This is a genomic window from Vibrio sp. JC009 (genome assembly GCF_029016485.1).
Lineage (GTDB): Bacteria > Pseudomonadota > Gammaproteobacteria > Enterobacterales > Vibrionaceae > Vibrio.
This window is the reverse complement of sequence record NZ_CP092107.1, coordinates 617651-643949: the sequence shown is the minus strand read 5'-3', so window position 1 is coordinate 643949 and position 26299 is coordinate 617651. Positions and strand designations below refer to the sequence as shown.

The 26299-nt window shown below is 46.5% G+C and carries 22 protein-coding genes and 1 pseudogene; 10 read left to right on the top strand and 13 right to left on the bottom strand.

All coding sequences use genetic code 11. The annotated features are described in order from the left end of the window. Window positions 1–67: 67 nt before the first annotated feature. Window positions 68–1186 (bottom strand): IS630 family transposase, encoded by a 1119-nt coding sequence (locus tag L3Q72_RS17810; RefSeq protein ID WP_275130149.1) that lies wholly within the window; start codon window positions 1184–1186, stop codon window positions 68–70. A 204-nt stretch (window positions 1187–1390) separates the two neighbouring features. On the opposite strand from L3Q72_RS17810, the gene L3Q72_RS17805 reads away from it, so the two are divergent. Next, window positions 1391–1735: a hypothetical protein gene (locus tag L3Q72_RS17805; RefSeq protein WP_275130249.1), complete on the top strand. Its 345-nt coding sequence runs from the start codon at window positions 1391–1393 to the stop codon at window positions 1733–1735. A 276-nt stretch (window positions 1736–2011) separates the two neighbouring features. On the opposite strand, the gene L3Q72_RS17800 is transcribed toward L3Q72_RS17805, so the two are convergent. Then, window positions 2012–2389, bottom strand: a complete 378-nt coding sequence (locus L3Q72_RS17800) for a TIGR04076 family protein (RefSeq protein ID WP_275133509.1) — start codon at window positions 2387–2389, stop codon at window positions 2012–2014. 825 nt (window positions 2390–3214) lie between these two features. Between L3Q72_RS17800 and L3Q72_RS17795 the strand changes: the two genes are divergently transcribed. Both L3Q72_RS17795 and L3Q72_RS17790 read left to right on the top strand, forming a co-directional pair. Continuing rightward, a complete protein-coding gene (locus L3Q72_RS17795; protein ID WP_275129955.1) occupies window positions 3215–4558 on the top strand; it encodes an ISNCY family transposase in 1344 nt (447 codons plus the stop codon). Between the two features lie 319 nt (window positions 4559–4877). Next, a complete protein-coding gene (locus L3Q72_RS17790; protein ID WP_275133508.1) occupies window positions 4878–5441 on the top strand; it encodes a hypothetical protein in 564 nt (187 codons plus the stop codon). A 598-nt stretch (window positions 5442–6039) separates the two neighbouring features. Here L3Q72_RS17790 and L3Q72_RS17785 read toward each other — a convergent pair. Continuing rightward, entirely contained in the window at window positions 6040–6495 is a 456-nt protein-coding gene (locus L3Q72_RS17785; RefSeq protein WP_275133507.1) for a GNAT family N-acetyltransferase, read from the bottom strand. 68 nt (window positions 6496–6563) lie between these two features. Between L3Q72_RS17785 and L3Q72_RS17780 the strand changes: the two genes are divergently transcribed. The 4 genes and pseudogenes from L3Q72_RS17780 to L3Q72_RS17765 form a co-directional block, all read left to right on the top strand. Beyond that, the gene (locus L3Q72_RS17780) at window positions 6564–7388 is read left to right on the top strand and encodes an AraC family transcriptional regulator (protein WP_275133506.1); all 825 of its coding nucleotides are present in this window, start codon (window positions 6564–6566) and stop codon (window positions 7386–7388) included. A gap of 76 nt (window positions 7389–7464) precedes the next feature. Continuing rightward, a complete protein-coding gene (locus tag L3Q72_RS17775; protein WP_275133505.1) occupies window positions 7465–8100 on the top strand; it encodes a LysE family translocator in 636 nt (211 codons plus the stop codon). A gap of 377 nt (window positions 8101–8477) precedes the next feature. After that, entirely contained in the window at window positions 8478–8759 is a 282-nt protein-coding gene (locus tag L3Q72_RS17770) for a type II toxin-antitoxin system Phd/YefM family antitoxin (RefSeq protein WP_275133504.1), read from the top strand. Beyond that, window positions 8755–8946, top strand: a pseudogene (locus tag L3Q72_RS17765) (type II toxin-antitoxin system RelE/ParE family toxin); the annotation flags it as partial. The gene L3Q72_RS17770 and the pseudogene L3Q72_RS17765, both read left to right, overlap by 5 nt. A gap of 19 nt (window positions 8947–8965) precedes the next feature. Here L3Q72_RS17765 and L3Q72_RS17760 read toward each other — a convergent pair. The 4 genes from L3Q72_RS17760 to sbmA form a co-directional block, all read right to left on the bottom strand. Then, window positions 8966–10804, bottom strand: a complete 1839-nt coding sequence (locus L3Q72_RS17760; protein WP_275133503.1) for an antibiotic biosynthesis monooxygenase — start codon at window positions 10802–10804, stop codon at window positions 8966–8968. A gap of 112 nt (window positions 10805–10916) precedes the next feature. Next, on the bottom strand, window positions 10917–12056 hold the full coding sequence (gene msrB / locus L3Q72_RS17755) for a peptide-methionine (R)-S-oxide reductase MsrB (RefSeq protein ID WP_275133502.1): 1140 nt from the start codon (window positions 12054–12056) through the stop codon (window positions 10917–10919). Between the two features lie 88 nt (window positions 12057–12144). After that, complete coding sequence (locus L3Q72_RS17750) at window positions 12145–13080, bottom strand: diguanylate cyclase (RefSeq protein WP_275133501.1); 936 nt, start codon at window positions 13078–13080, stop codon at window positions 12145–12147. Between the two features lie 81 nt (window positions 13081–13161). Beyond that, the gene (sbmA, locus tag L3Q72_RS17745) at window positions 13162–14442 is read right to left on the bottom strand and encodes a peptide antibiotic transporter SbmA (RefSeq protein WP_275133500.1); all 1281 of its coding nucleotides are present in this window, start codon (window positions 14440–14442) and stop codon (window positions 13162–13164) included. Between the two features lie 168 nt (window positions 14443–14610). Between sbmA and L3Q72_RS17740 the strand changes: the two genes are divergently transcribed. The 3 genes from L3Q72_RS17740 to L3Q72_RS17730 are packed head-to-tail and all read left to right on the top strand — an operon-like array spanning window position 14611 to window position 17440. Further along, window positions 14611–16287, top strand: a complete 1677-nt coding sequence (locus L3Q72_RS17740; protein ID WP_275133499.1) for a VWA domain-containing protein — start codon at window positions 14611–14613, stop codon at window positions 16285–16287. After that, a complete protein-coding gene (locus L3Q72_RS17735) occupies window positions 16287–16838 on the top strand; it encodes a sigma-70 family RNA polymerase sigma factor (protein ID WP_275133498.1) in 552 nt (183 codons plus the stop codon). Before L3Q72_RS17740 ends, L3Q72_RS17735 begins: the two co-directional genes overlap by 1 nt. Then, window positions 16835–17440 (top strand): hypothetical protein, encoded by a 606-nt coding sequence (locus L3Q72_RS17730; RefSeq protein WP_275133497.1) that lies wholly within the window; start codon window positions 16835–16837, stop codon window positions 17438–17440. Before L3Q72_RS17735 ends, L3Q72_RS17730 begins: the two co-directional genes overlap by 4 nt. Window positions 17441–18003: 563 nt before the next feature. On the opposite strand, the gene L3Q72_RS17725 is transcribed toward L3Q72_RS17730, so the two are convergent. The 6 genes from L3Q72_RS17725 to L3Q72_RS17700 all read right to left on the bottom strand — a co-directional run bounded on the left by L3Q72_RS17725 (window position 18004) and on the right by L3Q72_RS17700 (window position 26243). Further along, a complete protein-coding gene (locus L3Q72_RS17725; protein WP_275133496.1) occupies window positions 18004–19296 on the bottom strand; it encodes a rhodanese-like domain-containing protein in 1293 nt (430 codons plus the stop codon). A 59-nt stretch (window positions 19297–19355) separates the two neighbouring features. After that, window positions 19356–20468 (bottom strand): HD domain-containing phosphohydrolase, encoded by a 1113-nt coding sequence (locus L3Q72_RS17720; protein WP_275133495.1) that lies wholly within the window; start codon window positions 20466–20468, stop codon window positions 19356–19358. A 165-nt stretch (window positions 20469–20633) separates the two neighbouring features. Then, on the bottom strand, window positions 20634–21134 hold the full coding sequence (locus L3Q72_RS17715) for a flavodoxin (RefSeq protein WP_275133494.1): 501 nt from the start codon (window positions 21132–21134) through the stop codon (window positions 20634–20636). Window positions 21135–21158: 24 nt separating this feature from the next. Continuing rightward, window positions 21159–24731: a pyruvate:ferredoxin (flavodoxin) oxidoreductase gene (gene nifJ, locus L3Q72_RS17710; RefSeq protein ID WP_275133493.1), complete on the bottom strand. Its 3573-nt coding sequence runs from the start codon at window positions 24729–24731 to the stop codon at window positions 21159–21161. A 19-nt stretch (window positions 24732–24750) separates the two neighbouring features. Then, a complete protein-coding gene (locus L3Q72_RS17705) occupies window positions 24751–24975 on the bottom strand; it encodes a hypothetical protein (RefSeq protein WP_275133492.1) in 225 nt (74 codons plus the stop codon). Window positions 24976–24977: 2 nt separating this feature from the next. Next, window positions 24978–26243, bottom strand: coding sequence for an FMN-binding protein (locus tag L3Q72_RS17700; protein ID WP_275133491.1), 1266 nt, complete (start codon window positions 26241–26243; stop codon window positions 24978–24980). Window positions 26244–26299 lie beyond the last annotated feature (56 nt).

Sequence of the window (26299 nt, the reverse complement as noted above, 5' to 3'; positions counted from 1 at the left end):
CCTAAAAGGAGAGTATATGATCACAGCTAGTACTCCGACACATAAGTTCTGACATATTGAGCCTACGCTATTTCTTTCGTAGTTTGGCGTAGGCTTTGGTGAACTTTTCTCGTGCTGCTTCTATGTCAAACTGCCAGTTGATAGAAGCTTTTTCCTGATTCCTTCGCGTTTCCCACGCATCCAGTTCATTGCGTAATTTCTCCCATGTCGGGATCCTTTGATTCAGACATTGTCTGTTCATGACCCCTATTTCAATTTCCACTTTATTCAGCCAACTGGCATGCTTAGGGGTATAGTGAAATTCCAATTGGCTCAGAAGCCTCCGGGCCTCTGCTGGTTCAAATGCCTTATAGAGTGAAGCCTCTGTATGCGTGCCAAAGTTGTCCATCACGACATGAATTTTCTTAGCTTCAGGGTAGTGGATATCCACCAACTCCTTCATACATTGTGCAAAGTCCTCAGCCTTTTTATTTTCTGTTTCTTTGACTTTTCTCCACCCTCGGTGACAGTCATAAAACATGAACAGATTAGCCACCGCCACTCGCTTGTATTCATAGTCTTCTCTCGGAGGTTGCCCTGACTTAGCCTGAGTTGATGGCTTAATATCTGCCACCAATTGTTTCATCGCCTCATCAAAGTTGATTAGTGGTTCATCGGGAATAGCTGGACGACTGTACAAGTCAAGCACATGCTCCATGCGGGCAATATATTCGGCATTCATATCACCAACGCACCACATCTTTTTCTGCCAGGGTTTCAAATCGTTGCTCTTGAGCTGCCTTCGAATCGTCTCAACTGATATCGATTCTCCTTCCACCAAGGCCATAAATTCATCGGCGATTAGGTTTAATGTCCACCGGCCACAACCTTCTGGTGGCTCACTACAGGCAATGGCCGTCAACAATGCATCACTGACAGCATCGAGCTTGCGCGGGCAACCTGTTCTTCTTCCTTCATTCAAAGCTTCAGGCAAACCCTCTTCGACAAATCGTTTCTTGGTCCGGTAAATGGTTGATGTACTGATATGAAGCAGTTCGACAATGTCTTTGTCTTGCTTGCCGTCATCGGCAAGTAATAACAGTTGGGCTCTTTTGAGTTTTCTGGCGCTTTCCTTACCTTTTGACGTGAGTTTTATTAACGTATCTCGTTCTTCATTACTCAGCTCTACAACGTATTTGACATTCATGGCACAATCTCGGTATTGATAACCACCATACTTGATCACAAAAGGCTTGCTGTGTCGATCCCTGACCCTGAAAATTACGCATTTACGGAAAAAGAGCGAAAATATCTGACTTATATTCTCGAATACACACGATTGAGAGGGATCCCGCCAGCCTTCGCTGATATCCAGGCTTACTTCAAAGTCACCGCCCCTACAGTGAATCAAATGATAAAAAACCTAGAAAAGAAAAAGTGGATAATTAAGTCCCCCGGTGTTGCCCGAAGTCTCTTTGTTAATGTTCCAGCTGAACTATTGTTATCGCTACCGGAGCCGCCGGATATTCCGTACACGGAGAAACAAGGTCAATATCTGGCTTTTATTCATCAATACACCAAGATGCGTGGTTTTCCCCCGGCTTACGCCGAAATGGAGCACTACTTTAAAGTAACCGCTCCCACTGTTAATCAGATGATTAAAAATCTGGAGAAAAAAGGACTTATTGAAAAACAGCCGCGTAAACCGCGAAGTATTCGGGTGACTTTGCCTGACTCCCAGATACCGGTTATTTAATTATGCAGCTTTAGTGCACCAAAGAGGTGAGACACCACCTTGGTGTACTAAATTCAATCGATCATAACTTCTGTGTTTAGGTACTAGATGTGATCGTCAAATCGATCTTACTTTTTGCTTAAAAAATACTCACGATCTCACCCTGAACCAGAGGTCATGAACAGTAGATGAGAGCGACCTACATCAGGGCTTAGCTCAGTTATTCGAATCTTAGCAAAGCAGCCGTAGCTACTTCAGAAGTGGAAATTTAGGTGTAACCTTTGGTAATTATTTAATCTAAACTGCAATTCTCCTTAACTCCAACTTGACCTTGTTCTTAGAATTTGGGCACTCGAACACTTGTGTATCCGGCCCCTGACCGAACTCTCCGAACTGAAGCTCAGTTATCGACTTGTGAATGCTGCTATAGAAAAATCCACAAAAATTACCGCATTTACGAATACCTAACTCAAATTCATCTCCTGATTTCATACCTATCGAACAAGGCGCTTCGCTGGAAATGATCTTAGCAATGATTTTATTCCCAACTGATGGAAATGTAATGTGGGGTTTGTCTGTTTGTATCTGGCTTCCCTCTCTAGCTATCACATGCGAGGATGCTATAGCAACACCAACGCCAACTAGTCCATTTTTTACGAATTTACGTCTATCCATATCTGATTGTCTCTGTTGTTATTAAACAATATCTCGTGTAATTCCCGAACCTTCTGGGCTTGCTCTATAGACCCATCTCTATTTAAACTTTTCCGGAAAAAAAGTGTGACATGAAAAATCAAATATTTTCTTTAACCTTGCCAAATCAGTAATAATTCATGGCTTGGTAAAAGAACAAAATTACGGGCTTAGAAATATCCAGAGGTGATTTCTGCTTTTCAGTGAAGTTGCATAACAATGCAAGCGGATGGCGTTGGTTAGTAATATCTATTTTGAGCAGTTTTGGGAGTTATCGTGCATCCCTTACCGGAGAGGTGTTATTAGAAATAATTATCGACCCGCAGAGAATAACCTAGACACCATCCTCTGAGATTCTCTACATCCCCAGAAGAGATCCTTTGGTAGCCGGAATCATTCTGCAAAATCACGAGATCTTTCGGTTTCGACTCCGGGTTGATAATGAGCTTCCCCGTGCAGAGCTGTTCCGGGTGTTTTGACTCTATTCGGGACAAAAGCTATTTAACGTAAAAGCTCTATAACCCCGCTTTCAAGTAACTTTTTGTATCTTGAAGCTACGAACGGCCTCCCTATGCTCGATGCCGAAAATAGAAGGTTCAAGCCATAACCTTCCATCCCTGAATTGCGCTGATGGATTCACTTTATGCGGGAATTTTCGCAACGTATGCAATACCTAGTTCTCATCCAGAAACGATAACATATTGAAATATTTGAAAAATGTAGGATAAAAAGAAGGAAAACTCCGATAAATTTACTATAGTTAATAGTGCTAACTCATTGACTAGATTAAAAAAACCGGAGTTTAGGATGCGTGAAACACACAACCCACAAATCAGTATATTCGAATTTTACGGTGAGCACGAGACCGGCCAGCAATTAAAAAATATATCTGAGAGATTGGACGCCATTCCCGCGATATTAGATATCGCAACCAATGCTATTTTTACTTCCGGGGCAAAGCAAACCGGACGCAAAGGGCTGACTGTTGATACCATTGTCAGAGCGGCATTGCTCAAACAAATGATGGGATTAACCTATGACGAACTCAGCTTCTATTTACAGGACTCATTAAGTTACAGCTCTTTTGCCAGAGTTGATTCATCCATACGTTATTCCGGCTCCTGCTTACAATCCTGTATTAGCAAAATTGATGCGGCAAGTTGGGAAGCGATTAATCGTCTGCTGCTTAGTGATGCAGCGGCAAAAGGAATTGAAAAAGGCAGAATGGTCCGAATTGACAGTACGGTAACTGAAACTCATATCTCCCCACCCAGCGACAGCAACCTTCTCTGGGACTGTGTTCGTGTCATGGTTCGTCTGCTCCGGAAAATGGCCTCCGTACTGGAGCTGGGAGCCGTTACATTTTGTGACCGGACCCGGGCAGCTAAACGGCGCATGAAAGCCATCGCCTATTCCAGAGGAAGCAACAGAGTAAAGCAATACAAACGGTTGATTGCTAATACTAAAGAGACCCGTGACTATTTGTACATGGCACTTAACCCCAAAAGCCAACTACGGGAATCCTTTCAATTTATACAATTGGAAGAAGAAGCTAAAGCACTCCTGGAGCTCACAGAAAAAGTGATTAGCCAAACCCAAAGAAGGGTGTTTAATGGCGAATCCGTTCCTCATCAGGAGAAGGTACTCAGCATCTTCGAGCCTCATACCGATATCATCAGAAAAGGCTCCAGAGACATTCAATATGGGCACAAGCTAAACCTGACGACAGGTAAGAGTGGCCTGGTGTTAGATGTTTATATTGAAGAAGGTAATCCGGCAGATGCCGCGAGATTGTGTCCTATGTTGGAAAGGCAAAAGGAAATATACGGCAGGGCTCCAAGACAGGCTGCTGCCGATGGCGGGTACGCCAGTCAGGACAATCTTACGAAGGCTAAGGAAATGGGGGTTAAGGATGTCGCCTTCAATAAAAAACGCGGCCTGAAGGTTGAAGACATGGTGAAAAGCGACTGGGTGTACAAAAAGCTTTATAAGTTTAGGGCAGGTGTTGAAGGAAACATCTCTTGCCTGAAACGTCGCTTCGGACTGTCGAGGTGCAACTGGAAAGGTCTGGAGAAGTTCAAGGCCTATGTCTGGGCTTCAAGTGTGGCATATAACCTCTTGCAACTCGCGCGGATAGAAACCGCCAACTGACCTTATCCTGCCAAAAGGAAATACACGCCAGTCACTACGATGGCAGGGCTTTTAATGTTTGCGTTTTGACTAATTGCCCAATAAGAGCAAAAAATATCGTGATCGCACACTTCGTGTGCGCAATCACCATACATTAGGCTTCGGAAAAGTAGCAACCAGAGCTAGATCAATGGAACAAGTGCTTAAAATCTGCTGTTTCTGGATGAGAACTACCTAGATAATCCTCTGAAGCATTTGTGCCCGCGCTCTTTAACATTACTACGTTCAAAGTGCCGTACGTGTATAATGGTTAGCTATAGTAGCCAATTGAGAGGTGTTTATGGCTGTAAACATTGCAGAACTTATAGAGAAAATTAGAACTGGAAAATACTCAAATCAACAACTGCTCAATATACGAAAAAATGCTGAATCCAAGGGATTTACAGAAGTTATGTCTGTCTGTGATGAAATATTAGCTCAGAGCGCCAAAGTTCAGTCAACAGGAAGGCGAGGTTCAAAGAATGATCGCGTGGTTGACTCAAGGGAAGGGTTCGTGATCATGCAGTCTGCGTATGATGATGATTCAAACCTCATAAACCCCGAATTAATTAAAGTAGCTCAAGAGTTGTCTACCAACCCAAATGTGACTGATATTTCGATTCGGAAAACACAAGTGGTTCTTTATTACAAAGGACGGCATTTGACGTCTGGGCAACGACCTAAGAAAGAAGTTTTCTGGGTGTCCTGTCTGGATGAAACAAAAATCACAGATACTACTGTGGAGGGTTGGAGACAACTGGGCGAGGTTTATAGGGCTAAGTATTTCAACACTCATTATGTCGGTGTTAATGTTGATGAATTGAATAAATTACACGCTGTTTTAAGCTATATTGGATTCACATGACAGCTTATTCTAGGCTGAATCCCCCCCTTCAGATAACTTGCATAACAATTCAGACGGAAGTTACTGGTTGAGAATACCTCCGATGCTCGTTTAGGAGTTATCGTGCATCCCTTACTGGAGAGGTGTTATTAGAAATAATTATCGACCCGCAGAGAATAACCTAGACACCATCCTCTGAGGTTCTCTACATCCCCAGAAGAGATCCTTTGGTAGCCGGAGTCATTCTGCAAAATCACGAGATCTTTCGGTTTCGACTTCGGGTTGATAATGAGCTTCTCGCTACCCCCCGTGCAAGGGCTGTTCCGGGTGTTTTGGCTCTATTCGGGACAAAAGCAATTTAGTGCTTCCACTCTAAGATGGTTCTGCCCCATTACGTTTCAACGAGGTTTTGAGCCGATAAATTTAATCCCTGATTTATCAACCCCGACTGAACCAAAGGCAGCCAAGGAGTAGTGCAAACTTTCTCCCAAAAGCTGTCATTACCGTCTTCCCTACTAAAAAAACGGATGCGCATAAATATTCATTCGCGATATTTCTTGTTAGCAAATCTTAAACCCAATCCGTTATCCGCATACTTCTATCAATTGTTAGCAATAACTCATAGTGCTAACTTGAATCCCTCGTGTGTTGCCTTGAAACCAAGCCTTTCATAAAACCTTATGGCATCTGGGCGTTGCTTATCGCTAGTAAGTTGAACGAGATTGCAACCTTTAGTCTTAGCCAATTTAATCGCGTGTTGAAACATTTGCTCACCAAAACCTTGCCCACGAAATTCTTCGTGAATTCTGACGCCTTCGATGAGACAGCGCCAACTACCAACGTGTGTCAGGTACGGAATAAATGTAACTTGGAGCATACCAACTAGCGAACCTTGAAGTTCGACGACAAGCAGCTCATTATTTGGATCGCAAGTGATAGCTTTAAACGCGGAGAGATAGGCGCTATTTATTGGAATCGTTGCATCCTCTCTCTTTTTGCCAAGAGGGTCATTTGCAAGTAGCGACACGAGACTTTCTAAATCTTCAAGCTGCGCTGAACGATATTCTAGCTCCATCGATATTTCCTTTTGAATATAGGTATCTTCTAAACGACTTTCAGGATTAGATACTATATATTTGAACGATGCTATTAAACAATGCCTACATCTACTCGACTCGTATTTTTGGTGGTGTCGAAGTTCTTATCGCAGATTTTACGAACCATAAATTTGATGCCCATTGGCATGATACGTGGTCTATCGGAACCGTTGTTTCTGGTGCTCATGACAATAGTCCAAGAGCGACTGGAGATGGCATAGTGAACTCTGGACAAGTAACAGTGATTGCGCCCGGAGAGGTACATGCTGGAAGGGTTCTCAGCCCTCATGGATGCAAATACGTTATGTTCTATGCCCAAGATGTAGAACTGCGTAAAGCGTTTGAACAACTCGACCAACGTGTTCCTTCGGTTTCTAACTTAACTATCGACTCACCCGAACTGCATCAAGAGCTGGCTCATTGTGCGGCGCAGTTAGCAGATCCGTCGTCAAGTTCGTTTGATACAGAGGTAAGCTGGGCACGTTGTCTTGCGCTGCTCGTAGAACAGTTATCTCATACTGTTGTGACAAATTCCTTGTCTCCACGGATTGAAGACTTTAAGAAGCTAGCAATAGCACGTGAATATCTTGAAAATCATTACGATGAAATGATAACTCTTGACCATTTAGCCCATGAGGCAAATCTTTCCAAGTTCCACCTTTGCCGCCAGTTTTCCCGAGTTTTTAAGATTTCTCCTAATAAGTATTTGCGGCAACTGAGGTTGCTTAAGGCAAAGCAGCTACTCAGCGATGGTTACCCCGTAGCTGAAGTAGCAACGACCTGTGGTTTTTCTGACCAATCCCACTTGGGGCGTCAGTTTAAAGCGGTGTTCGGGTTATCTCCCAAAAAATATGCAGACGAGTTCAAGTGAGCAATTCTGTTATATAACTCTCTTCTTACCTTTGTCACTCTGTTCCTAAAGAGGTGACTTTAAGGTAATCGTAGAAATGATAGACAGCAATTTAATCATTCTTTTCTCAATAGCAACATTTGTACTGATGATAACCCCCGGTACAGACATGGTTTATGTTGTGTCAAATGCATTGTCGAGTGGTAAGAAAGCGGGAGTAGCTTCTATCTTAGGAGTAGCCAGTGGAGCATATATTCATGTGATTTTGGCAACACTTGGTGTGGCCGCAGTTATCTCCGCTTCTCCCACAATTTATAATACTCTTGTACTTGCGGGGGCTATGTATATGGGGTGGATTGGTTGGGGGATTTTCACCCATCATGGGATGATATCGTCCCTCGACAAAGTTCCCGAGCGCACACTAAAAAAGGTTTACATACAAGGGGTAATGACTAACCTGCTAAACCCAAAAGCCATCATTTTTACTCTGTCTTTTTTTCCTCAATTTATCTCGAAAGACTCAGGGCAGATTAGCGAGCAAATGCTGTTGCTTGGGGTGATACTAGTAATAATCATGGTTCTAGTTGAGTTGCCATTGGTATTCTTTGCTAGCGTAATTGGTGAGCGGCTAAATGAAAGTGATCAGCTATCCAAGCGTGTGCATCAGTTTGCGGGAGGCATTCTTATCATTCTAGCGTTATATATAACATTGACGAGACTGGCTATCGCTTAAGAGTCATTCTGAAATACATAAAAATAGGGCAAAAACACATAAGTAACACTAGCTCTCTTCTCGTACCGTGAAGAGTTTTGTCCAGAACCTTCCATTCTCGGCATCTCGCATTGAGATGCCGTTTGTTCTTTTGGGACATCAGGAGTTATCTGAAGGGTAGAAATTAGCCCGTTGCCGTAACTCAGAAATGTCCAAAAGCGAGCCAGCTACCATGACACAATCTATACCATGACACAATCTACCTATCGAGCGAGATCTGATTTATCAAATCAAAAAATCACTGTTTTCTAGCGGCAGCTAACCAACAGTGATACCTTGCCTGAAAACAATAAATGAACTATTGTGTGTACATAGTTTTGTACAATTAAGAGTCTGATATGAGCCGTATACATTTCGATAAAGACATACAACCGTTGTCAGAATTTCGCGCTGGCGTAACCTCATTTATAAAGCAAATAAACGAAACTCGACGTCCATTGGTAATCACTCAACGTGGTAAAGGTGTTGCAGTGGTACTTGATGTCGCTGAATATGAAGCCATGCAAGAGAAAATCGAGCTATTGGAAGAAATGCGTACCGCTGAAGCTCAATTAGCATCTGGCCTGGGTGTTTCTAATGAAGATGCACGAGCTCAAGTATTAGGGCGTATTAAAGGATGAAGTCTTTGATAAAGCTGAATTACTTGCTTCGATGCCAGAGATGGGGCGTATGGTTCCTGAAATGCCGAATACAAACTATCGGGAAGTTATATTCGGTCATTACAGGATCATTTACAGCATAAGCCATGAGATTCGAGTATTAACTGTTCGTAATTGTCGCCAAATTCTTACGGATGATGCTCTCTAGCTCCATCCATATCGCTTACTCACTTTTCAATCTGATCAACAAAGAAGATTTGTTGTTTTGACTGACCAATGGCTTCGGTCATTACTTGTGCGGTTTTATTAGTGTAAGCCTGCTTGCGGTGATAATCACCTGCTTCTTCATTTTGCCAGTGCTCCTGAATAACAAAGGTGTTGTCATTGCCTTTCAGTGTGTAGAAGTCAAAGCGGATGTTGCCCTCTTCCTGACGGGTTAGCTCTGTATGTTCTTTAAGTTGAGCGATAAGCTTTTCTCTGTAGTCCGGCTGGACATCAAACATAAAGAACAGTTGTACATCGTCTGCATCTGAGTTGTAAACTTCGACATCCTGAGTAAGCAACGGCTTCTGATTGATCAGGAAATAGGTCTTTGGTGGCTCTGCCAGTGTTGGCTGAACTCGCTGAGCTATGCCTCTCTCTTCCACTTCTTCTGAATGTGTCTCTAAAGAGGCGGCTCCGGCATTACGGCCAAATACAAAAAAGTTGGTTGGATCTTTCTGGTCCTGGAACAGTTTCATTTCAAGTGTGCCACTTTCTTTGCGGACCGCGTCCTGATTACCCAGCATCTCCTTTTTGTACAGATCGATACCTTCTTGTTTAATTTCAAAGGTAGAAAGGACAGTGATTTCATCGTCTTTTGGCATTTTGTCATAGACGACAGACATCCCTTTACCTTCGTCCAGAACAAGGCGCATTTTGTTGTCGGTTACATCAATCTGAATGCAGTCTGAGCCCAAATCCATTGACCCAAGCGTACTGGTTCTGCAGAAGTATTCGTCTTTCCAGTCCCAGGTGCCGTTTAGTTGCTGGCCGCCAAAGATACCCTTGATAACTCCGTCCTGGGTTGCGATGGATTTACCTGCCGCATCACCGTAATAGTTGTCAGCACCTTTTTCCAGATACTCTTGTTTAGTTGTTACTCTGTCCCAGGCAACTGGCTCAAAAGCGGTCAGTTTATTGTTGAACAGATACGGCGCGTAGATGGTTTTACCATCGGTGTTAATATCGGCAACGCCTCGGTCTGTGCTGTCTATCAGGTAGCTTTGATTGTCTTCAAAGGTAAGCATCTGGCCTGTTGGGTTACTGCTTGCCATAAGAACGCCATTGAACTCGATTACGCCGTCGTAAACGCCTTTTTTTGCAGATGAAGGGAGAGTGCTCAGTGTTTTTGATTTCAGGTCGATTTTATAAATAGTGCCAAAATCTTCCGGCTTCCACTGCTTGCGCATCAGGCCTTCGCCGGTTTTCAGTGCGTAGTTGGCAACCACTAACGCATCACCCTGCACCAGAACGCCGTTAGGGTAAGGGAGTTGCTCAGACTTAAACCACACCGACAGTTTGCCTTCTTTTAGCTGGTAAATTTTACCGCCAATAATGTCTGAGATATAAACATCACCGCTGCGCTGGTCAATGCTTACATCGTTAAGCGATACGGCATCGTCTGCTGAGAAACTTTGCGTAATGCTTCCTGTGGTTACATCAATAGCGTGCAGTTGCTTGCCGTCAGCAACAAATAGCGTGTTTTGATACATATCTGAGCCGGTTGGGGCAGCAAGGCCTGTCACCCACTCAAGCTTGTCTATGGTTCCGTCTTTAGCTACACGGCTGATAAAGCCCGGCTTTGGGCCGTTAACATTAGAAACGTAAAGCCACGGGTGATCAGGGGATGCGAAAACTGACTCAGGCATCTTAAAGCCGGATACCTGCCATTTTGTCTTTAACGCAAAATCGCTGCCGGTAACCTCTGTTTTAACTGCTGACGATTGGTCTGAATTGTCCATAGATGCGCAGCCACTAAGTAGCCCCGCAAAAAGGGTAAGTGCTATCGATGTTCCTGTTTTCATTCCTGCTTCTCCTGTAAGTGAAAGCAGTATTTTCTATTTCAGGAGGCACAAGATAAAGGAACCAGAAACCCAATGATTATGGGTAAATGGTTCCGTAATAGAGGTGGCAGGCTTATTTCCTGAACAGATATAAATACTCTTCGTACCCTTCCTTCTTCATACTGGCAAGGGGTACAAAGCGCATTGCCGCTGAGTTCATACAGTATCTCAGTCCCGTTGGGGCGGGGCCGTCATCAAATACATGTCCAAGGTGTGAGTCGCCGAAGCGGCTGCGTACTTCCTGCCTTGGGTAAACCAGATGAAAGTCGGTTTTGGTAATGATATAGGCTGCATTAATCGGCTGGGTAAAGCTTGGCCAGCCTGTGCCGGATTTGTATTTGTGCGTAGAGGAAAACAGAGGTTCGCCGGTCACTATATCCACATAGATGCCTTCCTGCTTGTTATCCCAGTATTCATTATCAAAGGGCCTTTCAGTGCCTTCTTTCTGAGTGACTTTGTACTGAAGTGGTGTGAGCTTTTTCTTTATTTCAGCATCGGTTGGTCTTTCATAAACTTTTAGTGAGTCTATCTGTTTACGCTGTTTAATCATCTCGCGCAGTGTGACCGGTTTGTCTGTCCTCTCATCACCAAAAACATCATCAAGGAACTGATCGCGACCGGAGGCGTGACGGTAATATTTGTAGCGAAGTTTGCTCTTTTTGTAGTAATCCTGATGGTACTCTTCTGCGGGGAAGAATTCTTTAAATTCAATAAGTTCAGTGGCGAGTGGTTTATCGAAAATCTCCGCGTCGTCGATATCTTTCATAAAGCGGATAGCGAGCTCTTTCTGCGCTTCATTGTGATAGAAGATGGCCGGGCGGTACTGCGGGCCCCGGTCAACAAAAGAGCCGAGCGCATCGGTCGGGTCTATATGACGGAAAAAGTAATCCAGCACATTTTCATAGCTGAGTACTTTGGGATCAAAGCTGACCTGTATCACTTCAATATGCCCGGACTTGCCGGAGGAGACCTGCTTATAGGTCGGATTATCCAGGTGTCCGCCGGAATAACCGGAAACCACATCAATAACGCCATCCAGCTTTTCCAGATCGGACTCTGTGCACCAGAAGCAGCCACCGGCCAGGGTTGCAACTTCAGTTTTTCCGGAGCTGACCTTCGCAGCTACCTGCGCGTTCTCATCGGTGCTGAGAAGCATAAAACTGGCGGGAAGTACGACTGCGGCTGTCAGCAGTCCCTTAACTAATCGGATCATGAGGGTATTCCTTTCTCATTTCTGTATCAGATATACATACGTAAGAAGAAAGGGAAAGGTGCAAAAAAATTACAGACTATTTTGTTTTTTAAGCGCAGCAGGTGACAACCTGATTACGGCCTTTGCGTTTCGCCTGATACAGAGCATTATCCGCCTGAGTCAGAATGGCTTTAACTGAGTGCTCTGTATCGGTAAGGTATCCGACGCCGATAGAAACCGATACGTCGATATATTGATTCATATCTTTAAAATAGAAGCTGTGAGCGGAAATATGCGAGCGAATCCTCTCGGCAATATGCTGCGCAGCATCAATATTGGTCATGGGAAGCAGGATGGCGAACTCTTCGCCCCCAATTCTGAACAGTGAATCTGTCTGCCGCAGAAGCTCTGCGCAGAGACAGGCAAAATGGCGAAGTACAAAATCACCGCCATCATGACCATAGTTGTCATTAATCTGTTTAAAATAATCGAGATCCAGGATCAGAAGGGAAAGCGGCTGCTTATATCGTTTGGCCCTTTTGATTTCATAATTCGATTTGGTCATAAATGAGCGGCGGTTGCCAATGCCGGTTAGCTGGTCAGTATTGGCCAGAGCTTCAATGCGCAGATTGGCTTTCTCTAACGAATTCTGGGTGTCCTTCAGGCCGGTAATATCGACACCGAAAAGAAGAATATAACCATTATCCAGATTGGTTCTGGTCATTTTAAACCAGCGGCCGTCGGTGAAGTCTGTCTCAAAAGAGTTCAGTTTTCTTTCTTTCTGGAGTTTCTCTACATTTTCGTACCAGGCGTCAAAATCATCGGTTTCAATCAGAATGCCTTGCTGGTTTTCCCACGCCAGCTTTAGCAGCTCTTTATTGGTTTTTCCGTAGGCTTCTTCTTTGGTGATGCCGTATGCCGCAGCAAAAGTATTGTTGCAGTAAATCACCTTGCCCAGATGATTAAGAATTCCAAAGCAGTCCGGAGATGAATCCAGACCCTGTCGGATAATAAGTTCTAAGCTGGCGGGAGTAGTATCAGGCATACAAAAACTGACTGTTATTATTGTGAAATATAGACAGATTATAGGTCACAATTAGCTGGCTAATTGTGACCACCCGCCATATTAATCATTCTGGTAAATGGCTTCAGCTTCAATTGTGCTTTCCAGACCGGAATTGACCACACTCTCAAAGGCTTTCAGACGCTTATAGATGGACAGCAGCTCAACAATGGTTGTCCAGGAGTTAACCAGATACTGGAATGAATTTTCCACCTGATTAAAGGCGTTCATAATTCGCTGCATAATACCCAGGGTAAAGGCACCGGCTACGATGGAAGGGCCAAGCGCCAGGAAGGGGATAAAGTTACCGAACTGAAGGTAGCCGTAGCGGACAATGTTGAAATAGGCGTAGTGCAGGTAAAGCTTAAAGTAGTTTTTACGTACGTTATTAAACAGCTCAGCCAGTTTGATCGGCTCAGCACGCTCTTCATCATCTTCACCGTAAACCAGCTCTTTACGGTATGCCGCTTCCACTTTCTGATTTTTAAATTCAAGGCCAGGCAGTTTAATCCCCGCCAGTGCCAGCAGCGCAGTGCCGAAAATAGACCAGAGAATAGCAACAAAGACCAGAGCCTGCGGAACTTCACCAATAATCGGCAGCTCAGTAACATGACCGGAAAGGCCCCAGAGAATCGGCAGGAAGGCAATCAGAGTCATAATGGAGTTCAGGAAGCTCACCCCCAGGCTTTCCATGATAGAAGCAAAACGCATGGTATCTTCCTGAATACGCTGCGATGCACCTTCAATATGGCGGACATGCTGCCACTTGGAGGTGTAATAGTCTGTCATTGCCGTACGCCAGCGGAATACAAAGTGGCTGACGAAAAAGGCGTTACCCACGGCAACGGTAATGGCCACCATCAGCAGAATCATTACGGAAGAGAGCTCACCATAAAACTCGGCAAGTGTGATGCTGTTCGGCGCAGTCAGTGCTTTCTGGATAAGGTTGTAGAAGCCGCCATACCACTCGTTCAGCATAACGCTTACTTCCACCTGGAACCAGGTGATAAAAACGATAACGGCAGAGCCGGAGACTGACCAGCGGGCCCACTTCTGACCACCAAATGTCATCCAGCCGCCAACAAACAGGGCATAACAGGCCGCCATATACTGGTAAAGCCATGCGCTCACTGCACTTGTGGTCTGCTCCTGAAACAGAGCCTGAGCGGCTTGTTCTGCTTCTTCAGCTAAAGGAGCCGGGAAATCTGTGCCGAACAGGTGAGCCAGACTAAGCACAGGCCCAAGATCCTGAACCACTGTGTACCAGCCGATGACACAAAACAGCGACCAGAATACAAAGCTGAGAAAGAACAATTTAGGTTTTGGAAAAAAAGAATCGAACACAGTACTTACCTCATGCCCATTTGCGCAGGCAAATGAGAACTCTCTCTAAAAAAGACTTAAAGAATGATTCTATACCAGTAAATGTACTTTTCTATAAAAAAATAACCCCTTTTCTAAAGTTGAACGTTTATATGAAAAACAGACTGAAACCACAGAAGGGGAATTCTGATGAAAACGACCAAAACGACACTTGCCAGCGCAATTGCACTGATTCTGATGCTGGGATGCACTGAAAAAGCCGATGACAAAGAAGCGGTCATTACCGCGCCGGAGAAACCACAACCGGTAGCCGAAGAGGCGGAAGTAAAACGGGTAAAAGTGGTTGCGGAATATGATATGGCTGCTCCGGTGGCTCAGAGCCGGTCAAAGCAGGCAATGCTGACGCTTCACGCGCCGCCGGTAGGGGGAATGCCAGGCATAGATGCTCCAGTGTTTATTGAAGACAGGGATAACTATCAGGAAACACCAAGCAATGGTGTCCATCAGGTGAGCCATTCACCTCTTTCTACCTTTTCCATTGATGTGGATACCGGCAGCTATGCCAATGTCCGTAGTTATCTGAATATGGGCCGTAAGCCACCTTCCGATGCGATTCGTGAAGAAGCCTTTATTAACTATTTTGATTACCAGTATGCAGCACCTGAAAACAGAAGCCAGCCGTTTTCTGTTCATACCGAAATTGCGCCAAGCCCCTGGAGTGAAAAGCATCAGCTGCTGCGTATTGCCCTGAAAGGTTATGACATTCCAAACTCAGAGCGTAAGTCTTCGAACCTGGTATTTCTGGTGGATGTATCCGGGTCAATGGGGCAGCCGAATAAACTGCCGCTGCTGGTACAGAGCCTGACGGTTCTGACCAAAGAGTTGCGCGAGCAGGATACCGTCAGTCTTGTGACCTATGCGGGCAACGCCAGTGTGGTGTTAAAACCAACCAAGGGCAGTGAAAAGGAAGAGATTATTCAGGCGTTAGAAAGCCTGACTGCTGGTGGCGGAACCTATGGGGAAAGCGGCATCAAGATGGCCTATCAGCAGGCGAGAAAAGGTTTCCTTAAGGATGGGGTTAACCGGGTGATCCTGGCAACCGATGGTGATTTTAATGTTGGCGTTACCAATACCGATGAGCTTAAAAAGCTGATTGCTCAGGAGCGTGACAAAGGTGTATCACTGACAACACTGGGTTTTGGCCGTGGCAATTATAACGACGCCATGATGGAGCAGCTATCGAATATCGGCGATGGCAATCATGCCTATATCGACACTCTGCATGAAGCGAGAAAAGTTCTGCTGCGCCAGATGAGCGGCACACTGCAAAGCATCGCCTCCGATGTAAAGATTCAGATTGAGTTTAATCCGAATGTGGTGAAAGAGTACCGGTTGATTGGCTATCAGAATCGTCTGCTAGAGCATGAATTTTTTAATAATGATGCGGTGGACGCCGGTGAAATAGGAGCTGGTCACACTGTAACGGCATTCTATGAACTGACTCTGAATGGGGAAAAGGGCAGGATTGACGATTTGCGTTATCAGAAAAAAGAGCCCGATTCCGGATATCAGAATGAAGTGGCTCTGGTGAAAACCCGCTATAAACTGCCGGGTGGTTCAGCGAGTAAGCTGCTGACAAGCATAGTGAAAACCAGAGAACTCAAAGAGAGTTTTTCTCAGGCAAGCAGTGACTTTCAGTTTGCATCAGCGGTTGCCGCCTTTGCGCAGAAGCTCAAGGACAATAAGTATCTGGATGGTCTATCCTTGCAGGAGATTGCTGATATTGCCCGCAAAAACAGGGGAGATGACCCCTACAATTACCGTGGCGAGTTTATCAGCCTGGTTGAGGTAGCGAAGAGTCTTTAATGAATAATCGATCTGACGAACAGCTTATGACGGCATTTGGCAAAGGTGAGCAGCGGGCCTTTGCCTGCCTGTACCAGCGGCACAAAGGGCCATTGTACCGGTACTTTACCAGGCAGCTTGATTTCAGCCAGCATGCGCGGGCAGAAGAGCTGTTTCAGGAGGTCTGGTACCGGGTGGTAGATAAGCGTGAAACCTATCAGGCCAGCGCCAAATTTACCACCTGGCTGTATACCATTGCCCGTAACCTGATCAGTGATGAGCACAGAAAGCGTATGTCAGAGCAGGCATACCGTGAAGCGCAGGTGAGTGAAGAGTCTGCTCAGCAGATCAGCGATTATTCTGAGCAGAAACGAATGGCGATTATGATCTGCCTGTCTCTGCTTGCTCCGTTGCAGCGCGAAGCATTTCTGCTCAGGTACGACTCAGGTTTTGAGCCCAGAGAGATCTGCTCCATTGTCGGAGCAAAACCAGAGGCGGTGAAAACCCGCCTGCGTTACGCTCTGGAGCTGCTTCGCCAGTGTCTGACCAGAAAGTTGGGAGAGCGGGAATGAAAAATGAGTTAAATGATAAAGAGATCGTCTCTCTCTACAAAGAAAGCGCGAACGAGACGCCGTCTCCCGAGCTGGATAAAAAGATCCTCGCCTACGCGAAATCGGCATCCGGGCGGCGGAAAAACTGGTGGCCTTATCTGGGACTGGCGGCCTCACTGGGTTTTGTGGTTATTCTTGCTCCATGGCGCTGGGTGGATCAGACAATGCCGGTTGTCACTGAGCCGGAGCTTCCGGCTGCTATTGAGCCTCAGGTTACCGAAGAGCAGGCTGATCAACGGATAGAAGCCAAGCGGGCTAAGATGCCTGTCCGGGAAAGTATGATGTCTGCGCCTTTAAAAATGCAGGCAGCTCCTGAAGCTGATATGGCCGCAGGTGCCAGAAGCGCAGGAGCCAGAAGCAAAGAGGAGAAGGAGATACAGACCGGATTTATGGATGCAGAGGTGAATATCAGCTCTTTTGAAGAGGTGGAAGCCCTGCTGGCTTCAGGTGAAAAAGAGAAGGCGAAGGCCCTGCTTGAGCGGATTTTGAAACAAAGCCCGGAATTAGCCCGCGAGTTGCCGCAACACCTGAGGCAGTTGGTAGACAAAACAAAAACTGAATAGGTAGCGGATGAGTTTTACAGGGTATTTATTGACTCGCGTCACACTTGTATGAGCTAACAATGCAAGATGAAAAGAGAAGGTAGATGTATATCACGTGATTATATCTTGTTAAGCGAATATTAAGAAATATTTACTTTAACCATTGAAAGCGTGAGGTTTATTCCATAAAATTGCCCGCAGCTAATGACTAACAGCATTAGTTGGTTGGGTAAAAATAAAAATCGCTCAATTAATGAGCTAGAAATAAAAAGATGAAAAAGGCTGCAGTTTTGCAGCCTTTTCTGATTTAGCTTTATTGGCATTTCACCAGATTTAAGCTAATTGCATATAAATCGCAATTTGCAATTGCACTTTGCAAATTCAGAGGGTGAAATAGTTGGAATGTGGCTATAATTGGGGGTTATTTTTTGGCATGCATCATGCAATATATTAAATGACCCTTCTTAAAGCCGAGGGTCACCTAGCCAACTGACGTTGTTAGTGAATGCATAATTGTTCACAATGTATATCGGCCAACCGCAGCCATTGACGGTTGGCCTTTTTTTACCCGTTAGTTTGCAGTTTTACATTTCTCCGCTTTCTACGGGATTGCTTTCGTCGTTACTCCACTCAAACCATCCGCCATCAAATACGCTTATTTGCGGCCAGCCCATAACATGCGCGTAGAAGAAGGCTTCTGAAGCACGCCAGCCGGTACCGCAGTAGAAAGCCACGCGCTGATCTTTACGGATATTCCACTCCTGCCACTGTCTGGTGATAATGTCGGCACTTAGCATGGTTTCGTCCGGGTTATGGAAATCTTCAAGGTGGTTGGCATCTGAACCTGCGTGGCCCCAGCGCGAGCCCTTGATTCGCCCTTTATGTTTGATATAACTGTAGCCGCTTTCTTTGCCGGTGTATTCCGCTGTGGTTCGTATACTCACCAGCGAGCTGTTTTCCTGATCGGCAAGCAGCTGTTTCGCTTCCGGAATATCAATAACGTATTCAGGATTGGCCGGAACCGGCTTACCGAATACGGCTTTTTCTGCGCTGTTAAGCAGCGCTTCGGTCGGGTAATCTGCTCTGTCCCAGGCAGACCAGCCACCATCAAGCAGACGGACATCTTTCACTCCGGCGTACATAAAGATATTGGCCGTACGGCCGGCAGCCATATTGTTGCGGCCATACAGTACAACCGTTGTGTCGTGACCAATTCCAAGCTCTTCCAGTACCGTTTTCAGATCTTCTGCGCTTACCCGGTTCCACTGCCTGTCTTCGGACTCAATCTGGTTGGTGTTCAGGTAAAGCGCACCCGGAATATGAGAGGCCAGATATTTAACCGGCGGTCCCCAGGCAACTTCGACCACTTTGTATCCCTTTTCAGGAGCGTGGTTGACCGCCTTACCGCTAATCAGCTCATTTACCCAGCTCGCAGGAACCAACTGCTGGTAGTTAGGCAGGCTGACCAGCTGCCCCTGATAATCAGAGATATTCTGCTCAACCTGAGCAACTTCTGAAAAACCAAGCTCTTCCAGTTTAGTTTTCACTTTGTTCTGAGAGCCGGAGTTGCAGTAAAGATAGGTTGGCTTGTCGGTGTTTAGCTTGCGCAGGTTAAGCTGCTGCCGGATCTGCTCATCAGAAAGTATATCCAGCCAGTTTGCCGAGAAGTTAACCGAAGAGGGGAAGTGTCCGCCTCTGATTTCACCCTGCTCCGGCCAGCCGTTGTAGAACTCACTGGCACGGCAGTCTATGATTTGGTAGGTGTCTGAATCGCGCTTAGCCAGTTCATCAAAAGTGACGGCGAAAGAGTGGGTCGAATGGATAAGCGGGATAATCCCGGCGGCAAGTAACTTCCAGTTTGCCAGCATACCTTTCATTTGCTGTTGCTCCGTTAAGAAAAAAAGGAGCCCATTTTAACAGCTATAGTCTGGTATAACTACTTGGCTAATATGGAATCCATCACCCGGTTAAGGGTTTCAACCCAGAAAGGACAGAACTGAGTGCCGCTGGAGTGATTAATCTCCTGCAGCGCATGTATGATGGAGCGTTTTTCATGTCTGTGTCTGGCCCGCTCATGGGTCATTGCCTCAAAGGAGTCAACCAGCGCCAGGATTTTTGCGCCGTGGGAAATATCATCATTTCCCAAGCCGTTTGGATAACCGTCTCCGTCGGGTCTTTCATGGTGCTCATAAATAAACTGTCTTGCCTCTGACCAGTGCGGCATCTCGGACAGGAAGTTAACCGCTCGCTCCACATGGCCCCGCACGCGTGTGGTTTCAGAATCCTTCAGTGGCGATGTTTTTCTCAGCAGGGCCAGTGGCAGCAGAGCCATACCAATATCGTGCAGATAAACGGCGGCGATTAACTGGGTTTCATCAACGGGTTTTCCGGCGAACTGATTTAGCAGCAGAGCCAGTTTTAACTGCCGGTCACTGCGGCCTTCCCAGTTGTCCAGACGCTGTTCAACGGGCTTCATTATGCTCTGGAAAAAGATTAAATCCGGTTCGATCTCCTTTGCCCAGTCGATGTCCAGATCATCAAAACTCTGTTCATAGAATCCGGCACTGTTTTTTTCGTACTCAGTGGAGGATTCAAGAGCCAGGGTAACCTTGGTGAACAGAGACTGATGTTCAGCCTGGTTGTCCGGGCGGACCTGTTTTAACCAGGTAGCGGCAGAGATATAGATGTCAGGATCGTAATCAATCGACTTTTCAACTGCGCAGTCTGCCACAAAAAACTTTACCTCATTCAGAATCGAGAGCAGGGCATCTGAGATCTGGGTGTTGTAGCTAAGCTCTCCTTCGCGAATCATTGCCAGAATATCTTCCATTGCCATTAGCAAAGGCAAAAGTGGTGAGACTTGAGCAATGGCAACAACGCCTTTTATGGTATGCACAGAGCGGAACAGCTCGTTCAGCAAACTGGTGTTATGCGGATCCTGCTCTAACAGAATGGATGTTGTGGAGCTGTTTGCGCAGTGGATATTGGTCTCTTCGACCACATCCTGCAGCATATCTTCATCGATTTCCGGTAGAGTAAATGTTTTCATCCTGATGCATCACTTTAATCATTGGAGTGTAACTGATTGATTGCACAAGTAAGCTTAGCTTACCTGTATCTATTAAGCCATATGTATGTTGGCTGATTTGGAGAAAATTGAAGGAATGTGGGATGAGGCATTCCCGCGCTGAGCGTGGGAATGAGGTTGTATAGCTTAAAACGCAGCTGCAACTTTGAGCTGGTTTGCCCATTTCTCTACGCGGGTCTGAGTTTGGTCGGCTTGTCTTTCGTTGTCGATTGCCAGACCGATAAACTCACCGTCATCTTCGGAACGTGATTCTGAGTGGTTATAGCCTTCGGTTGGCCATTTACCAATGATATCTGCGCCGGCCTCTTCACAGGCTTCTGCAATTTCTGCCATGGCGTCAACAAAGGTATCGGCGTACTCAACCTGATCGCCAAGGCCGAAGATCGCCACCTTGGTATTGGCCAGATCAAGATCTTCCACATCGTCCAGCACATAGTCCCAGTCCGACTGCACTTCACCGTTGTTTACCGTTGGTGAGCCCAGAATAACCAGTTCATACTGCTCAAAATCTTCCACATCACTGTCGGCAATATCGTAACACTCAGCGCTGAACTGCTCTGCGATTAACGCTGCTACTCTTTTTGTTGCGCCGGAATCACTACCATAAAATACTGCTACTTTTTCCATCGTTTTATCTCTCTTTTAAAATCTCTATTTCCAGCCTGATAGCTGATCGAGCAGGGACTGCTTGTAAGCAACCTGTGATTGCAGAGAAGCAATTCCCTGCTGATAACTCTCTTCATCTCTTGCCAAAAGCTGTTTAAAGCGGTTCTGTAGCTCAACGAACTCCTCAACGCCTTTTTTAGCCGGGCGCGAATCCATCTGAATCGCGGCTTTGCCTTTAGCCTTACGTCTTGGGTCAAAGCGGTACAGGGGCCATAAGCCGCTGTCGATAAGCAGTTTCTGCTGTTCAACGCCCTGAGACATATTGATGCCGTGGGTAATACAAGAGGCGTAGGCAATAATCAGAGAAGGTCCCGGATAAGCCTGGGCTTCCTGAATCGCTTTCAGGGTCTGGTTCATATTGGCGCCCATTGCCACTGTGGCAACGTAAGCATTGCCGGAAATCATGGCGGTAACACCCAGATCTTTACCCGCCAGCTCTTTACCTTCGCTGGCAAATTTGGCGATGGCGCCGGTTGGTGTGGCTTTGGATTGCTGACCGCCGGTGTTGGCATAAACCTGATTGTTCAGCACCACGATATTGACGTTTTTATTGCTGTTCAGCACATGGTCCAGACCGCCGTAGCCGATATCAAAGGCCCAGCCGTCTCCACCAAGAATCCAGACACTTTTTGCAATCAGGGCATCCGCATGCAGATAAAGCGGGTGATCCTGAGAAATGTACTGCTTAAGCTGCTCAACATTGCCGCGCTGACGGTCAATGCCTTTTGCTGATGAGTCTGAAACCAGCTCAGTAATACTCTGATACAGAGATTCAGGGATCATGCTCTTAACCGTTTCAAGCTGAGTAAGAGCAATGTTCTGATCACTCTCCAGCGCCATTCGCATACCTAGGCCGAACTCTGCGTTATCTTCAAACAGAGAGTTAGCCCAGGCCGGACCGCGCCCTTCAGCGTTCTGAGCGTAAGGCGTCGTCGGCAGGTTACCGCCGTAAATGGATGAGCAGCCTGTGGCGTTGGCAACCAGCATATGGTCGCCGTAAAGCTGGGTCAGCAGCTTAATATAAGGTGTTTCGCCGCAGCCTGAGCAGGCACCGGAGAATTCAAGCAGAGGTTCAAGCAACTGGCTGCTTCTGGCATCAATACGCTTGATATCGATTGGTTTTAGCTCAGGCAGATTAGTGAAGTACTCAAAGTTTTCACTCTGCTCCAGCGAAATATCTTCTCTCGGCACCATTTTCAGTGCTTTTGCCTGTCCGTTTTCTTCATTTACAGCCGGGCACATTTCCATACACAACTGACAACCGGTACAGTCTTCCGGAGAGACCTGAAGGGTGAATTTCTCTCCCTGGAAATCACGCAGCTTATAGTCTGTGATCCTGAAGGACGCCGGCGCATCATCCAGCGGAAGATCACGGCTGATCACTTTTACCCTGATGGCGGAGTGAGGGCAGACCAGGCTACAGGTGTTGCACTGGGTGCAGCTTTCTTCATCCCACACAGGCACAAAGCTGGCGATATCGCGTTTTTCCCACTTACTGGTATTACTCGGCCAGGTGCCGTCAACCGGGAAGGCGCTGACCGGAAGCAGGTCGCCACGGTTTTGCATCAGCTCAGCAGTTACCTTCTGCACAAACTCAGGTGCTTGTGCAGAAACCAGAGGAAGGGTAATGGGTTCATTCAGCTCATCGTTATGCAGCTCAACTTCACGCAGGGCATCTTCTGTCAGTCCAATGGCTTCAAGGTTGGCCTGAATCACTTTTTCGCCCTTGCGCTCGTAGGTTTTTACGATGGCCTGTTTTTGCAGTTCATAGGCCTGATCGGAATCGAGCAGATCCGTCAGCAGGAAGAAGGCGCGCTGCATAATGTTGTTAATGCGGCCCCTGATACCGGCCTGATTGGCCAGTTTCGTTGCATCTATGGTGTAAACCTTCAACTCCTTTCTCAGGATATGGTTCTGTTCACGGTGTCCAAGTTGTTTCCAGAGTGCCGTAGATGAGTGAGTGGTGTTAAACAGTATGGTTGCACCCGGTTTGGCATTGGCCAGAATATCGTTCTTCTGTAACAGGCTGAACTGGTGACAACCAATAAAACCGGCCTGTTCAATCAGGTAAGGCGCATCGATTGCAGTGTTGTTAAATCTCAGATGAGAGGTGGTCATCCCGCCGGACTTTTTCGAGTCGTAAACAAAGTAACCCTGAGTAAACCACTGGCTGTAGTTACCCACAATCTTAATGGTGTTCTTGTTCGCACCCACTGTACCGTCTGAGCCCAGCCCATAGAAAAGCGCATTCAGCTCAGTATCATCAAAGTTGGTCTGAGAATGGATAACAGGCAGCGAAAGTCCGGTTACATCATCTTCGATTCCTACGGTAAAGTTATGGAAAATCGAACGGTTTTCCATAGCAGAGTAAATTGACTCAACATGGCGCGGGTTAAACTCTTTGGAAGAAAGCCCGTAGCGGCCGCCAAATACCTGCGGCAGAGCTGAGCTGTGAATTTCTGCCCAACCGCGAGAGATAGCCGAAAGCATACCCAGATACAGAGGTTCACCGATAGCGCCCGGTTCTTTGGTGCGGTCCAGTACCGCAATCCGTTCAACCGATGCAGGAATGGATTTCAGACAGTGCTCAACAGAGAAAGGCCGGTACAGATGAATACAGAGCACACCCACTTGTTTGCCCTGTTTTCTGAGATGCTTAACCGTCTGCTTAACCGTGCTGGTGGCTGAGCCCATCACAACGATAAGTTCTGTGGCATTTTCGTCACCGAAGTATTCATATGGCTTGTAATGGCGGCCGGTCAACTCACCAAACTTCTCCATCGCTTTGATAACCTTATCGGGACAGGCATCATAATAGCCGTTTACCGCTTCTCTGGCCTGGAAGTAGGTATCCGGGTTTTGCGATGTGCCCTTAACGCTTGGAGCGTCTGGCGTTAGCCTGCGCAGGTAGCTTTGGTCAATCAGCTTATTGTCCAGCATCTGCTGAATGATATCGTCAGAAATGTACTGAATCTGATTCAGTTCGTGCGAGGTTCTGAAACCATCAAAGAAGTGCACAAAAGGAATACGGCTGCTCAGAGTGGCGGCCTGAGCAATCAGGGCTAAGTCATGCGCCTGCTGGCAGTTGTTGCCGGAAAGCATAGCAAAACCGGTCTGGCGAACGGCCATTACATCCGAGTGGTCGCAGAAAATCGACAGCGCATGGGTAGCCAGAGAGCGGGCAGCCACATGCAGAACGAAAGGGGTCAGTTCACCGGCAATCTTGTACATATTCGGGATCATCAGAAGTAATCCCTGAGAAGATGTAAAAGAGGTTGCCAGAGAGCCCGCTGTCAGCGCACCATGCAGAAGACCGGCTGCACCGCCTTCTGACTGCATCTCGTAGATGCTTGGAACAACACCGCGAAAGTTTGGCAGCTGTTTATTGCTCCACTCTTCACACTGCTCTGACATGGCAGAAGATGGCGTTATCGGATAGATGCCGATAACATCATTACAGCGGTAGGCGACCGAGGCTGCTGCCTCGTTTCCGTCTACAATCCGGATACCTTCCTCTCTTTTATCAGTGTGAGAGTTCACTTTTTCCTGTTCGCTCATATTGCCCGGCCTTAATTTATTATTGTCTTACAGTTTTGGCGTCGTAACCTTCGGCCCACTGGCGGATGATTTCCAGCTCTTCCTGTTTACGCTTTTCGGCATTTTCATCCGATTTCTGGGTAAAAACATACTGGGGCTGGGTAGCGCTGTTTTGCATCATGCTGTATTTCAGATCCTGGCTCAGCGTCAGCAGAATGAGGCCACTCAGTACGGCGTAGAATCCGTAAAAGATATTCTTAATCATGATCAGGCCTCCTCAACCTTTACTGCAATTGGCTGCTCTTGCGCAGGGCGGTCATTAACCGGTGCTTTTTTCGGTTTGCGCTCTTTCTTTCCGGCTTTTGCCCCTTTTTTCTTCTTAGGTTTAGTGGCCTGCTTATACCACTCCTTCATAAATACGATGTAATCTGTCATCGCAGAAATAGGGCAGAGGGTCTTACACCAAGGGCGGTGAACAGCCAGCGAAGTGATAAGGATCAGGAAGGTAAGCACAAACAGGAACATAGAACCAACCATGCCAAACATGATTCCGAATGGCTCATAATTGAATGCTGCCGGATTTCTGAAGTAAAGGCCTGCGGCCAGTGTTGCCAGCAGAATACCCCTCGGGAACCATTTAAATGCCTGATGCTTAAGGCTGACAGCCTTCGGGTTGGTCAGTTTTGCCAGACACTGCTGAGTGACGCCCATCGGGCAGATCATCTGGCAGTAGATATTTTTATTAAACATCAGGATATAGCCGATGCTCATTACCAGAAGAATGATGGCCGTGTAGTTACCCAGACCGGAAGTCCAGGAGCCTGAGATAAGAATACCCATGGTTGAAGAAGAAATAAGTGAGGCAGAGTGGAAGCCAAATGCAACCAGTGAAGTCAGCATCAGAGCCCACTGCATTTTGGTTTTATGCACGCTTGATGAGCGGCTGATAAATACCGCCAGCAGAAAAATAACCACAGCCAGCGCATCGTTCATACCCAGAGTATCAAGCGGGCTTGCCTGCTCTTTCAGCCGGTAGCCGAAGAGTTTTTCCCGGATAGGATCGGCCGCGTCGTTAACAGCCTGGATAATACCGCGTGAAGAGAGGGTAGCACCGCTGATGGCATCAACGGAAACCTGCTTTTTGCCGGCCACGCCCAGAACTTTGTTAACCAGTCCGTTTTCTATCACTTTGCTGACATAGGAAGCGGTGTCTTTGATGGAAAGAATACTGGTTTGCGCTATGGTGCCTTGCATATCCATACGAATCGCTACGTTCAGCTCACCGCCGTAGCCGATACCCTGACCCACGCCCAGCCAGGCTTTCTGCTCGTCGCCTTGCATAACCTGATACAGGCCCTCGTCCACCCGGACTAGTTGCTGGTTTTCTTCAACCAGTGAGTTAAGCATAGTGATTTGACGCGCAGATATCTCAACACCGCCAAACCACCAGGCTGTAATAAGTAAAAACAGCGAACCAACAGCTGCGAATTTCTCGACTAGCTGATTCGATTTTCTTTTGGATTTTCTTGCCATGAACTACCTACCTGAAGGGTAAAATCTGCCCCAACGCAGAACACTTCTCCTTCTGG